Genomic DNA, 13949 nt, shown 5'->3' on the forward strand with positions numbered 1-13949 from the left:
TGATGCCAAATTAACGAATAAATTTTATTTAGTAATTCCCTGAATATCCTTTCATAATTCCTCTTGATGAATTTCTGATAAAATCTAAAATTTCATCTCTCTCAGGAGTAGCTTCCATTTCGGCTTCGATTATACTTAAAGCCTGAGTTGTATTGTAATTTTTCTGATATAAAATTCTATAGATTTCCTGAATTTCCCTAATTTTTTCGGTAGAAAACCCTCTTCTTCTTAAACCCACAGAATTAATTCCAACGTAAGACAATGGCTCTTTTGCAGCTTTTGTGTAGGGCGGAACATCTTTTCTAACTAAAGATCCCCCTGAAATCATAGCATGATCCCCAATATGAATAAATTGGTGAATTGCAGCCAAACCTCCAATTACAGCATGATTTCCAACTACCACATGACCTGCTAAAGCAACTCCGTTTACGATAATAGCATTATTTCCGATAACACAATCATGAGCAATATGAGCATAAGCCATTACAAGACAATTATTTCCCAGAACTGTCTGACCCGAAGCAATTGTTCCTCTGTTAATAGTGACACATTCTCTAATTGTACAGTTATCTCCGATAATAGCCAACGAATCTTCTCCCCCAAATTTTAAATCCTGAGGAACAGCCGAAATAACTGCGCCAGGAAAAATATTACAATTTTTACCAATTCGGGCACCCTCCATAATGGTTACATTAGAACCTATCCAGGTACCATCACCAATAACTACATTATTATGAATTGTTGTAAAAGGCTCAATTACAACATTTTTAGCGATTTTAGCGCCAGGATGAACATATGCTAATGGTTGATTCATCTGAGTTTTTTATATTTTAATTTAAAATAGTCTAGTTTGGGCAACAAACGTAAACAATAATTTTGATTAATTACTGCTTTCTTGCAATTTGAGCCATTAATTCGGCTTCAGCTACTAACTTTCCGTTAGCGTAAGCATTCGCCTGCATGTGACAAATTCCTCTTCTGATAGGAGAAATCAAATCACACTTAAATATTAAAGTGTCACCCGGCAACACTTTATGTTTAAATTTAACATTATCTATTTTCATAAAATAAGTCAAATAATTTTCAGGATCCGGAACTGTACTTAGAACCAGAATTCCACCCGTTTGTGCCATTGCTTCAACGATTAATACACCCGGCATTACAGGAGCATCAGGAAAATGTCCTACAAAGAAATTTTCATTCATCGTAACATTTTTCAATCCCACTACATGGCTTGATGACATTTCGATAATTCGGTCAATCAACAAAAATGGAGGTCTGTGAGGCAGAACCGCCATGATTTTATGAATATCCATTAACGGTTCCTGATTCAAATCGTAAACCGGAATATGGTTTCTTTGTTCTATTTTTATAATTTTTGCTAATTTTTTGGCAAATTGTGTGTTCACATAATGCCCCGGTTTATTAGCTATGATTTTTCCCTGAATTCTTACTCCAATTAAAGATAAATCTCCAATAACATCCAAAAGCTTATGTCTTGCAGCTTCGTTTGGATAATGCAAAGTTAAATTATCAAGAACACCATTTGGCTTAACCGAAATTTCATCTTTTCCGAAAGCTTTTTTAAGATTTTCCATTGTAGATTCAGAAATCTCTTTGTCTACATAAACTATCGCATTATTTAAATCACCGCCTTTTATCAATCCATTTTCCAATAAAGACTCTAATTCATGCAAAAAACTAAAAGTTCTTGAATGTGAAATTTCATCTTTAAAGTCAGCAATGCTTTTTAAAGTAGCATTTTGGGTTCCTAAAACTTTAGTACCAAAATCTACCATTGTTGTAACCTGATAATCATCGCTTGGCATAACCAGAATCTCGCTTCCTGTAGTTTCATCTGTAAATGAAATTACCTCTTTTACTACATAAACATTACGTTTTGCATCCTGTTCTTCGATTCCGGCTTTTTCAATAGCCTCAACAAAATATTTTGAAGAACCATCCATAATAGGAAGTTCTGAAGCATTCAGTTCTATAATAACGTTATCCAGATCACAACCTACTAATGCAGCTAAAACATGCTCCGGAGTTTGAATTTTTACACCTAATTTTTCTAAATTGGTACCTCTTTGTGTATTAACAACATAATTGGCATCTGCCTCAATTATCGGCTGACCTTGTAAATCAATCCTAACAAAAGTGAAACCATTATTAATCGGAGCAGGTTTAAAAGTCATTGTAACTTCTTTTCCAGTATGTAATCCAACTCCTGTTAGTGAAATTTCATTCTTGATGGTCTTCTGTTTAACCATTATTTCCATTTTTTGGGTTTATTATTTGTTTCTTTAATTCTTCTAATTCGGCAACAATCTTAGGCAAGTTCTTAAAATGAACATACGATTTACTAAAATCAGTATAACCAAAAGTTGGGCTTCCCTGCAAAACTTCATCATCTTTAATGTTTCTGCCAATACCAGACTGTGCCTGAACCCGAACATTATTTCCAATTACCAGGTGCCCTGCAATACCAACCTGACCGCCAATCATACAATTTTCTCCAATTTTTGTAGAACCCGCAACGCCTGTTTGAGCTGCAATTACTGTATTTTTACCAACTTCCACATTATGGGCAATTTGAATCTGATTGTCTAATTTTACTCCTTTTCTAATAATTGTAGAACCAAGTGTAGCCCTGTCTATTGTAGTGTTAGCACCAATATCTACATTGTCTTCAATAATAACATTCCCGATTTGGGGTACCTTATTATATTCTCCTTCCTCATTTGGTGCAAAACCAAAACCATCTGCTCCTATAATAGTCCCTGAATGAATTGTACAATTATTACCAATTATAGTTTCAGAGTAAATTTTAGCGCCAGCAAAAATATATACATTATCGCCAATAACGACGTTATCGCCAATAAAACTGTTTGGATATATTTTTACATTATTACCCAAACTCACATTTTGTCCTATATAACTAAAACTTCCCAAATATAGGTTTTCACCATATTTAGTTCCTTCCGTTATAAAAGCCTGAGGTTCGATTCCGCTTTTATTTAATTTGACCTGATTATAAAATTCTAAAAGTTTTGAAAAAGACGCATAAGCATCTTCAACTTTAATTAAAGTGGTAGTAATTTCAGATTCCGGAACAAAAGAATCATTAACAATTGTAATGGAGGCTTTTGTCGTATAAATGTAGTTGACATATTTTGGATTTGCCAGGAAAGTAAGAGAACCTTCCTCTCCTTCTTCTATTTTAGAAAGCCGAGAAACTTCTACATTGGGGTTACCAACAACTTCTCCTTCTAAAATTCCTGCTATTTGTTCTGCTGTAAATTTCATCCCGACAAAAATATAAAAAATAGGTTTTAAATGTTAATTTTAGATAAGTTGTTTTGGAAAACAGATGTAATATTTTGTCACCAATTTAGATAACGATTTCAAATTCAACTGGTCAGATGCTTCAACAACATCTTCAATTGTTTTGTCTTTTTTCAAAATTCGTATAGGCTCCGCTTCTTTACTGTATGCCTGATTTTTAATTTTTCCTCTAAAAATAAAATACCCTGCCTCCAATTGCGAAATATTGTGCTCTTCTGCAAACTCTTCTTTCAGTGCCTGAGATTCTTCCATCGGGATTTTTTCTGCACTCATCTTTATCTTAAGCAAATCTCTGTTAATTATCATTTTACTTAAAGTAGACAAAATAAAATCGGGATGTCTTTGCCAGGCTTTTAAAGCGCTTATAATATCAAAATCATCTAATTGAGAAAACAAATCTAATTTTTCTGCATCAAAATCATCTAATGAAATTTTATTTTGCATAAAATATAAAAGCGGCTCACTGCAAGATAATTTGACGCCTTTCAACGTTAATTCCTTAGCCCGTTTAAGCACTTTCATCAAAATTAATTCGGCTACCAGACTTGTTTTATGTAAATAAGCCTGCCAGTACATTAATCGTCTTGACAACAGAAATTTTTCTACTGAGTAAATTCCCTTTTCTTCAATAACTAAAACATCGTTTTCAACATTCATCATCTGAATCAGTCGCTCAGAATTCACATTTCCCTCTGCAACTCCTGTGTAAAAACTATCACGCTTTAAATAATCCATTCTGTCCATGTCTAACTGGCTCGAAATCAATTGCAACATGAACTTTCTGTGATATTCTCCTTTAAAAACCTGAATTGCCAAACTTAACTTTCCATCAAATACATTGTTCAATTCATTCATAAACAACAATGAAATAGCTTCGTGATTGACATCTTCTACAATACTTTTTTCCATTGCATGAGAAAAAGGTCCGTGTCCTATATCATGCAATAAAATAGCAATATACAACGCATTTTCTTCTTCAGATGAAATAGCTACACCTTTAAAACGAAGTGTGTCAATTGCTTTTTGCATCAAATGCATACAACCCAAAGCATGATGAAAACGTGTATGATTGGCTCCGGGATAAACCAAATATGACAATCCCATTTGTGAAATACGGCGTAAGCGCTGAAAATACGGATGCTGGATTAAATCATAAATAAGCTCATTCGGAATAGAAATAAAGCCATAAATTGGGTCATTGAATATTTTTAACTTATTGATATGATTCACTATTCTGGAATTTTTTTAAGTCAACAAATATAAGTAATTAACTATAAACCGTTTTCTGTTTTTTCCTATAAATATAAAAAAGAAATACCATTAAGAACAGATCTAGAAAACACTGATTATAAACCCTTTAGACCTAACACAAAAAATACAGGCAAAATTTTTGAAAAGGTGTTTTTTTTAATGTTAATAACTAAAGATTAGTTTTTGCATGGTTATAAACACTGTCACTTTCAAAATTAATATATTTGATAGTAACCAAAATTTGAAAGTCATGAGAATAGAAACCGATCTTAAATTAGGTTTTAAAGATGTAATGATCAGACCCAAAAGATCAACTTTAAAAAGCAGGGCTGAAGTATCTTTAGAAAGAAATTTTAAATTTTTGCACAGCACAGCCGATTGGACAGGAATTCCGATCATAGCTGCAAATATGGATACTGTGGGTACATTTGAAATGGCTGCCGTTTTAGCCAAAGAAAAGCTTTTTACTACTATTCATAAACATTATTCACTTCAGGAATGGAATGCTTTTTTACAAAATGTTTCTCCTGATTTCTATAATTATATCGCCATTAGCACTGGAACTGGTAAGGAAGATGCCAGTAAAATTGCTGAAATTATTAAGGCCAATCCGTTACTGAAGTTTATTTGTATTGATGTTGCCAATGGATATTCAGAACATTTTGTACAGTTTTTAAAACAAACACGAAAACAATATCCTGATAAAGTTATTATTGCAGGAAATGTAGTAACCGGCGAAATGACAGAAGAATTATTATTAGCAGGAGCCGATATTGTTAAAGTTGGAATTGGTCCTGGTTCCGTTTGTACTACCCGTGTAAAAACCGGTGTGGGATATCCGCAGCTTTCGGCTATTATTGAATGTGCTGATGCCGCACATGGCTTAGGCGGGCATATTATTAGCGATGGAGGCTGTACAATTCCGGGTGATGTTGCAAAAGCTTTCGGAGCTGGTTCAGATTTTGTAATGCTTGGCGGAATGCTGGCCGGACATACAGAAAGCGGCGGTGAACTGATTGAAATTAATGGCGAAAAATTCAAACAATTCTACGGGATGAGCTCTGCAACGGCAATGGACAAACATTCCGGTGGAGTTGCTGAGTATAGAGCAAGTGAAGGAAAAACAGTTCAGGTTCCGTTTAAAGGCAATGTAATCAATACGATTTTGGATATTTTAGGCGGTTTGCGCAGCACCTGCACGTATGTGGGAGCCTCCAGACTAAAAGAATTGACAAAACGCACCACTTTTATCCGCGTTAGCGAACAGGAAAATCAAGTTTTTACAAAATAAATATGATTCAAATTACCGAAGCCTCAATTGAGGATATTGCTAAAATTCAAAATATTACACATATAACCTGGCCCATAACCTATGGACAAATTTTGGCAAAAGAACAATTAGATTACATGCTGGATTTATTTTACTCTGATGAAGCCTTAAATAATCAATTAGAGAAAAAAGAGCAATTATTTTATTTGATTTCAGAAGATGAAACAACTTTAGGCTTTATTGGGATTGAACACCATTACAAAAGTCAAGCTGTAACAAAAATTCACAAAATTTATCTTTTGCCCGAAACACAAGGAAGAGGCATTGGAAAAAAAGTGATTGAAGAAATTGAAAAACTGGCTTTAGAAAATCATTCTACCAGTTTATTATTAAATGTAAACCGATTCAATTCAGCTTTAAGTTTTTATAAAAAAACAGGTTTTGAAATTATCGATGAAGTTAATATTGATATTGGAAATGGTTACCTCATGGAAGATTATGTGATGAAGAAAAAGCTGTAATTAACTCACAATTATATCATGCTTAAACAATAAACCTTTTACTTCATTCAAAGAAAAAGCAGCTTTTTTTAGTTTCGTTTTGGACGGGTCAATGGTATAGTTATAACTCGTTTTGAAATCGGCTTTGTTGGCTATCGCTTTATTAAACTCAGAGCGATACAAATCACAATTATCAAAAAGCACACTAGTAAGATCGGCAGCCATAAAATCGACCGCAACCAAACTACAATTGGTAAAAGTTGTTCCTTTTATTTTTAAGGTGTAAAATTTAGAAAAATCTAAAATACAATTGTTAAAATGAATTTCGAAAATGAGTTTGTCACACATGGCAAAATTGACATCTTTGATTTCACAGCGATTAAAAGTTGCGGTTCTAAAAGCCACATAATTGATTTTTGCTTCAGAAAAAGTGCAGTCATTAAAAACACAGTCAATAAATGTAACGGCTAAAAAAGTACAGGCAGAAAAATTGCAATTATTAAAAACACAAGATTCAAACTCCTTAAAATTAGCACCATCTTTATCATAAATGACATTATTATATTCTTTATCAAGGAAATACTCGCTTGTCATTAAAGATTTATTGTTTAATTTAAAATAAAAACGCAAGAATCAAATGTATGATAATTGCGTTTAGACTGAAATATTATTTTACTAATTATTTTTTATGCACTCTTTTTAAAAGAAAAATTGCAGTCACGAAAAACAATCCTAAGAATACAATTGCCAAACGAGGACTTCCTGTAATCTGATCGATAATTCCGTAAAGACACATTCCTATTACGATTCCTATTTTTTCGGCAACATCATAAAAACTAAAAAATGATGCTGTATCTTCTGTTTCAGGCAATAATTTTGAATACGTTGAGCGTGACAAAGCCTGAATCCCTCCCATTACAAATCCAGCTACTGTGGCCATAACATAAAAATGTATTGGTAAAGTAATGAAAAAAGCAAGAGCACAAAAGACTGCCCAAATAGTATTGATTACAATTAAAGTTGGAATATTACCAAATTTCTCCGAAGCTCTCGATGTTAAAACAGCTCCAATTACAGCCACTAATTGTATAATCAAAATACAAATAATCAAACCAGTTGTACTTTCTTCTTTGGATGCCCATTGAATTTCCTGAGCTCCAAAATAAGTAGCTACCAGCATTACGGTCTGAACCGCCATACTTGAAACAAAAAATCCGCCTAAATATCTTTTTAAAGGGATATTATTCTGTAATATTACCCAAACCTTCTTTAACTCTTTAAAACCATTAAAAATCACATCTTGTGATAACTTTTGGTTGGTTTCTTTACTCCCTTTCGGTAAAAAATAATAGCTGTACTGACTGAATAAAATCCACCAAATTCCGACCATTACGAAGGAATATCGCATTGCTTTCATAGCTGCTTCTCCATCTGTTCCTGTGATTCCAAATATTTTTGGTTTCATAATCATTGCCAGATTGATAATCAGCAAAATAACACTTCCAATATATCCTAAAGAATATCCTTTGGCGCTAATTTTATCCTGTTGTTCAGGAAACGCAATATCCGGCAAATAGGAGTTATAGAAAACCAAACTTCCCCAATAACCAATAAGCCCCAGAAAATAAAACAATAATCCTATGTAAATGTTTTCAAGGTTAAACCAATACAGTCCCATGCAGGATAAAGCTCCAACATAGCAGAAAAATTTCATGAATGATTTTTTATTCCCAACATAATCTGCAATACCGGATAGTAACGGCGAAAAAAAGGCTACAAATACAAAGGCAAATGCGGTTACAAAACTAATCAGAGCTGAATTTTTCAATTCCAATCCAAAAACTTCTATATAATGTCCTCGTTCAGAAAATAAGGCTTCATAAAAAATAGGAAATACAGCTGATGCTATTGTAAGCGTGTAAACTGAATTTGCCCAATCGTAAAAAGCCCAGGCATTCAATAATTTTTTACTCCCTTTTGGTAAGTTCGTCATGGTTATGGTTTTGAAGGAGCTAATTTATTTATTTTTTCTTATAAACATCACTGAATCTTCATTAATAAATAATCAATAATTAGTTTTATTGATGATGATACGGTTCGTTTCTTAAAATTGTAAAACCTCTATACAATTGTTCTATAAAAAACAAACGCACCATCTGATGCGAAAATGTCATTAAAGAAAGTGAAATTTTACCTTGTGCCTTATTATAAACTGTTTCTGAAAAACCATACGGACCGCCAATTACAAAAACCAGCGTTTTAATTCCGGAGTTCATCTTTTTTTGCAACTCTTCAGAAAAACCAACACTAGAGAAGTTTTTCCCATTTTCATCCAATAAAATCAACTGATCTGTTGGTGTTAATTTAGATAAAATCAACTCTCCTTCTTTTTCTTTTTGTTGGCTTTCAGACAAATTCTTTACATTCTTAATATCGGGAATGATTTCTAAATCAAATTTGATATAAAAAGACAGCCGTTTAGTATAATCATCGATTAAAGTCTGCAATGATTTGTTATCTGTTTTGCCAATGGCGATAAGTTTAATATTCATCTGAAGAAATATAATTTGTTTTCCTAAACATTTTTCAATTTAAAATATTCTAATTTTTAGAAAACTGTTTTTCAAAGCTTTTGAATCTATTATCCAAATCTTTAAGTAATTGTTTTTTTACCGCTGAGTCTTGAATAAAACTATAATTGATACTATTGTAAACATACTTTTTAATAGTATCATAAGAAACATCAGGATATCTTTTGGCTAATAAAACGTATTGCTCCGTCATATTGGTTCTTAAAATCCCTGCATCATCAGTACTAATTACGATAGGAACATTAAATTCTTTATAAAGTGTAAAAGGGTGCCTGCCTTCTTTAACCTTTAAAATAAATTCGTTACTGGCCAAATTGATTTCAATCGGAATATTATTTTTTGACATGTAACGCAATAAATCATAGGAATTGGCTTCGTAAGCAATATCAACTCCGTGTCCTATTCTATTAGCTCCTGCTAAATAAATAGCCGAATTAATATGCCATGTTAAATCTTCCGGCTGAACCAATCCTAATGTCAATTCGCCTGCATGAAGCGTATATTTCACATCAGGAAAACGTGAGTGGCAATATTTAAACATGACCATGTGAAGCCAATAATCTTTCATTGAGATTTCGCCATGTTCTGGAGAGACAATATTTACTCCGGCAACCAGTTTACTTTCGTTAGCAGATATAAAAGCAATCGTAAGGTTTTTAAATAAATCAACAGGTTCCATAAAACGCAATACGAAATTTTGATAACGCATCGTAAATCGATCATCGTCAATTTTTAAATCTTTGTGAAGTTTTGTTACAAAATTGCTGTTAAAATCTTCTGCGTATTTTTTAGCATCTTTTTGTTGAATATTTTTATACAAATCGTCAAGTAGTTTTAAAACAGCCTTTTCGTCTTTTTGACTAGCAGCCTGACGAAGTTTCAAATTGAAATCATTTAGATCATCTACTTTCATATCACACGGAATCGTAGACAACTGTGTTTCAATATAACTTACATTTTCAGAAAGTGCACGGTTTTTCAATTCTACTAAACCCTCAGCAAAATGGCCTTCAATGGCCGGGGAAAACTTTTGAAAAGAATCAAAAAACAAATCGTCTGAAGGAACTGATACACCATTAAAATCTTTTGCAGACCAGGTTTGCATTATCTGTTGTTTATAAAAAGAAAGTTTATCTTGGTTTTTTAAAGACGAAAAAGTTTCCCAATTACCTTTTGCAGGTTTTGTTTTTGAAATTTCCATCGTTTCTAAATTAAGGTAAAAATCTTCTGCAATAACTCTTTCTAAAATAGGTTCTGCATAAATAGATCCCGAAAAATGATGGTGTAAATCGCCTCCTTTGGGCATTTGTTGAAAAAAAGCCACCAGGGCAGCCTCATTATTTCTGATTTTTTCTAAATAATTTTCAGCTGATTGAGAAAAATTTAATTGTGATACCAGCAAACAGAAAAGTGTAATTATCCTCGTCATATTCAAAGTTTAAATTACATGCAAATATAGCTAATTTTAAAAACGCAGAAGAGAATAAATTTCATAATCAATTCTTTGAAAAACCAACATTTCAAATGTCTATAAAATCTTTTTTAGCATTATTTTTCTATTTTGTTGAATAAAAAGCAAATAATTAATCTTCTATTCACTAAATGATTTTGTTGAATTATCAAAAAATTAAAAATTAAGTAATAACTATTACGATTTCATTTTTTCTTTACTAAACAATTTTTCTCTTTTTAAATGTAAATTTGAGTGTTTCCTGAATTTTTATAATCTGCATTTCTGTTTCAAATTGTTTGTTTAACTTTGTTTAAAACATATAAAAATGAAACAATTAGTTATATTACTTATTGCTTTTGCTACATTTTCATGTACAAATGCTCAAAAAAGCAGTTTTTCGAAAGAAGCCTTATCTGAAAAATTATTATCTGCTAATGAAAGCCAGGTTGCTTTTAAAGATATTTTAAAAAAATACAAAGGAAAAACTTTAGTAATTGAAATTTGGGCTTCGTGGTGTGGGGACTGCGTAAAAGCGATGCCTAAACTAAAAGAACTTCAGGTCAACAATCCTGATGTTTCCTATTTATTTATTTCAGCAGATAAAACAGCAGATAAATGGAAAGCAGGAATTGATAAACATGAATTAAAAGGAGACCATTATATGATGAATGACGGAATGAAAGGTGTTTTTGGAAAAGCAGTAGATTTAGACTGGATTCCAAGATATATTATACTTGACAAAACCGGAAAAATTATACTCTATCGTGCCATTGAAACTGATTTTGATAAAATCAATGAAACATTAAAAAGTCTTAAATAATTTAACACATATTTAAAACAACCTTTAAAATCTATAAAAACAAAAATTAATAACTATCCGAAATGAGAAAAAAAATTGTTGCAGGAAACTGGAAAATGCATAAAAATGCGAATCAAACTGAAGAATTATTAAACGAATTAATCACAAAAATACCAGCAAAAACAAATGCTCAGGTTATAGTAGCACCTACTTTTGTAAATTTAGCTACAGCTGCTAATAAATTAAAAAACACTCCAATTGGTGTTTCAGCGCAAAACGTACATCAGGCAGAAGGTGGAGCTTTTACCGGAGAAATTTCTGCAGATATGCTAAAAAGTGTTGGTGTTGATACAGTAATTTTAGGTCACTCAGAAAGAAGATCTATCTTTAATGAAACTGATGCTTTAATTGCTAATAAAGTTGACACAGCTTTAAAACATGAAATGACGGTTATATTTTGTTTTGGAGAAGAATTAAAAGATCGCCAATCTGATAATCATTTTAATATTGTTGAAAACCAGTTACGTGATGGATTATTTCATATTTCAAAAGAATCATGGTCAAATGTAGTTTTGGCTTATGAACCAGTTTGGGCAATTGGAACAGGTGAAACTGCTTCTCCTGAACAAGCGCAGGAAATGCACGAATTTATTAGAGAAACAATTCGTAAAGCCTTTGGAAATGATATCGCAGATGAAGTTTCTATATTATATGGAGGTTCTGTTAAACCTGAAAATGCTAAAGAAATTTTCTCTAAGCCAGATGTAGACGGAGGTCTAATTGGAGGAGCAGCCTTAAAAGCTGATGATTTTCTTGCAATAGTGACAGCTATCTAAATTGTATATAAAAAAACCCGATAACTCTTCATAAAAAATTTATCGGGTTTTATATTTTTTATTCTGTGATATTAGAACTTGTTACATAAAAGTTTTTATCTACTTCAATTGTCCTCTGATTACTTGTGGTTTTTTCAGATTTCCATTCAGTAGTCGGTTTTAACCATGTATCAACACCATTTAACCTTACCTTTACCGGCATATCGAATTTAGTCACACAATTTGTCCAATGATAGCCAAAAGAACCTTCTTTAAAAATATATTCTAAAACCGGAATTTGAGTTGTTGTTAAATATTGCGCAAACACTCTGTTGAAATTAATTCCTGATTGAATATTAATATAATCCTCTATCTGCTTTGATGTAACGGTCTGATGATAAAAAGTACTATTTAAACCTCTTAAAATTGATTTCCATTTAACATCATCATTAATTATTTGACGAATCATGTGCAGCATATTGGCTCCTTTTGGGTACATATCACCTGATCCTTCATTATTTACATCATAATGACCGATAATTGGAATATCATTTTCAATATTTTTTCTACATCCAATCACATATTCCGCAGCAGCATCTTTTCCGTAATAATATTCCAAAAAAAGACTTTCCGAATAATTAGTAAAACTTTCATGTATCCACATATCTGCAATATCCTTGTAAGTAATATTGTTTGCAAACCATTCATGCCCAGATTCATGTATAATGATAAAATCAAACTTTAATCCCCAGCCAGTTCCGCTCAAATCATGCCCTAAATATCCTTTCTTGTACTGATTACCATAAGTTACGCTGCTTTGATGCTCCATTCCTAAATAAGGAACTTCGACCAATTTGTAACTATCCTCATAAAACGGATAAGGTCCAAACCAGCTTTCGAAAGCTTTCAACATTTTTGGAACATCTTTAAATTGTTCTTTTGCTACTGCCAAATTATCTCTCAATACATAATAATTGCAATCTAAATCTCCTTTTTCTCCTTTATACTTCTCAGAAAAATTTACATAATCTCCTATATTGATATTTACACCATAATTATTAATAGGATTAGAAACGTACCAATTAAATGTCTTTGTACCATCCTTTTCTTTTTTAACACTTTTCAATCTTCCATTTGAAACCTCTGTCAAATTTCCTGGAACATTTACACTAATTGCCATATTTTCTACTTCATCGTACATGTGATCTTTACATGGCCACCAAACACTGGCTCCCAACCCCTGACATGATGAGGCTACGAAATCTTTTCCATTTTTATCCTTTTTCCATGTAATCCCTCCATCCCATGGCGGATTAATCGCTTCTTTAGGTTTACCTCCAAACGAAACAATTATTTCTTTGGTTTCACCTTTTTTTTGATTTTCAATTAATTGAACAAAAAAAGCATTACCGTCTCTTTCAAATTTTAATTCCTTTCCATTTTGAGTTACTTTGTAAATTTGCATTGGTTCCTGCAAATCAATCTGCATTTTATTATATTCACTTAAAACCGTATACCTGATTGTATTGGACCCAATGATAGTTTTTCCAGTCGGATTAACCTTAATATTTAAATGATAATGCTTTAAATCCCACCATTCTCTTTCTTTTGTTATACTTCCTCTCAAAGTATCCTGATGGTTAAACACTTTTTCTGACTTATCAAGTAGCCCCTGTGCATTTGAAATAAAAACTATAAAAAAAGAGAAAAGAATAATTATATAATTTTTCATTAATATAAAAAATTTGAAATTTAAAAACTTAAACGAATCTGATTATTGACAAAAGTAAGCATTCAATGGATCAAGAACAAAACCTGGGGAACAATAATTAAATATTCTGATATTTGTAAAAAAAAAGCATAGAATTGGATTCGTATATAGAGCTATTGAAATTAATCCTACCTGAATTTTTGATTGAAAA

At 32.0% G+C, this 13949-nt stretch carries 13 protein-coding genes; 4 read left to right on the forward strand and 9 right to left on the reverse strand.

Features of this window, described 5'->3' with window-relative positions:
• Nucleotides 1-28 precede the first annotated feature (28 nt).
• From lpxA to AAEO57_RS12900, 4 genes are all read right to left on the reverse strand, one after another.
• Nucleotides 29-814 (reverse strand): acyl-ACP--UDP-N-acetylglucosamine O-acyltransferase, encoded by a 786-nt coding sequence (lpxA, locus tag AAEO57_RS12885; protein ID WP_163394580.1) that lies wholly within the window; start codon nt 812-814, stop codon nt 29-31.
• A gap of 70 nt (nt 815-884) precedes the next feature.
• On the reverse strand, nt 885-2273 hold the full coding sequence (locus tag AAEO57_RS12890; RefSeq protein ID WP_341693232.1) for a bifunctional UDP-3-O-[3-hydroxymyristoyl] N-acetylglucosamine deacetylase/3-hydroxyacyl-ACP dehydratase: 1389 nt from the start codon (nt 2271-2273) through the stop codon (nt 885-887).
• Nucleotides 2266-3309 carry a UDP-3-O-(3-hydroxymyristoyl)glucosamine N-acyltransferase gene (gene lpxD, locus AAEO57_RS12895; RefSeq protein ID WP_341693234.1) on the reverse strand — a complete coding sequence of 348 codons (1044 nt, stop codon included), beginning with the start codon at nt 3307-3309 and terminating at the stop codon, nt 2266-2268. The genes AAEO57_RS12890 and lpxD overlap by 8 nt, the downstream gene beginning before the upstream one ends.
• Nucleotides 3310-3348: 39 nt before the next feature.
• On the reverse strand, nt 3349-4578 hold the full coding sequence (locus AAEO57_RS12900; RefSeq protein WP_341693236.1) for an HD domain-containing protein: 1230 nt from the start codon (nt 4576-4578) through the stop codon (nt 3349-3351).
• 271 nt (nt 4579-4849) lie between these two features.
• On the opposite strand from AAEO57_RS12900, the gene guaC reads away from it, so the two are divergent.
• Both guaC and AAEO57_RS12910 read left to right on the forward strand, forming a co-directional pair.
• Nucleotides 4850-5890 carry a GMP reductase gene (guaC, locus tag AAEO57_RS12905; protein WP_341693238.1) on the forward strand — a complete coding sequence of 347 codons (1041 nt, stop codon included), beginning with the start codon at nt 4850-4852 and terminating at the stop codon, nt 5888-5890.
• Nucleotides 5891-5892: 2 nt separating this feature from the next.
• The gene (locus tag AAEO57_RS12910) at nt 5893-6390 is read left to right on the forward strand and encodes a GNAT family N-acetyltransferase (protein WP_341693240.1); all 498 of its coding nucleotides are present in this window, start codon (nt 5893-5895) and stop codon (nt 6388-6390) included.
• Here the strand turns inward: AAEO57_RS12910 and AAEO57_RS12915 are convergent, their stop codons facing one another.
• From AAEO57_RS12915 to AAEO57_RS12930, 4 genes are all read right to left on the reverse strand, one after another.
• A complete protein-coding gene (locus AAEO57_RS12915; protein WP_341693242.1) occupies nt 6391-6963 on the reverse strand; it encodes a pentapeptide repeat-containing protein in 573 nt (190 codons plus the stop codon).
• Between the two features lie 85 nt (nt 6964-7048).
• Nucleotides 7049-8362, reverse strand: coding sequence for an MFS transporter (locus AAEO57_RS12920; RefSeq protein WP_341693244.1), 1314 nt, complete (start codon nt 8360-8362; stop codon nt 7049-7051).
• Between the two features lie 85 nt (nt 8363-8447).
• Nucleotides 8448-8921 (reverse strand): 23S rRNA (pseudouridine(1915)-N(3))-methyltransferase RlmH, encoded by a 474-nt coding sequence (gene rlmH, locus AAEO57_RS12925; RefSeq protein ID WP_341693246.1) that lies wholly within the window; start codon nt 8919-8921, stop codon nt 8448-8450.
• A gap of 49 nt (nt 8922-8970) precedes the next feature.
• The gene (locus AAEO57_RS12930; RefSeq protein ID WP_341693248.1) at nt 8971-10389 is read right to left on the reverse strand and encodes an adenosine deaminase; all 1419 of its coding nucleotides are present in this window, start codon (nt 10387-10389) and stop codon (nt 8971-8973) included.
• A gap of 349 nt (nt 10390-10738) precedes the next feature.
• On the opposite strand from AAEO57_RS12930, the gene AAEO57_RS12935 reads away from it, so the two are divergent.
• The gene (locus tag AAEO57_RS12935; RefSeq protein WP_341693250.1) at nt 10739-11233 is read left to right on the forward strand and encodes a TlpA family protein disulfide reductase; all 495 of its coding nucleotides are present in this window, start codon (nt 10739-10741) and stop codon (nt 11231-11233) included.
• 62 nt (nt 11234-11295) lie between these two features.
• Complete coding sequence (tpiA, locus tag AAEO57_RS12940) at nt 11296-12048, forward strand: triose-phosphate isomerase (RefSeq protein WP_341693252.1); 753 nt, start codon at nt 11296-11298, stop codon at nt 12046-12048.
• A 58-nt stretch (nt 12049-12106) separates the two neighbouring features.
• Here the strand turns inward: tpiA and AAEO57_RS12945 are convergent, their stop codons facing one another.
• Nucleotides 12107-13759 carry a M1 family metallopeptidase gene (locus tag AAEO57_RS12945; protein ID WP_341693254.1) on the reverse strand — a complete coding sequence of 551 codons (1653 nt, stop codon included), beginning with the start codon at nt 13757-13759 and terminating at the stop codon, nt 12107-12109.
• Nucleotides 13760-13949 lie beyond the last annotated feature (190 nt).

Source organism: Flavobacterium calami (assembly GCF_038290035.1).
Classification (GTDB): domain Bacteria; phylum Bacteroidota; class Bacteroidia; order Flavobacteriales; family Flavobacteriaceae; genus Flavobacterium; species Flavobacterium calami.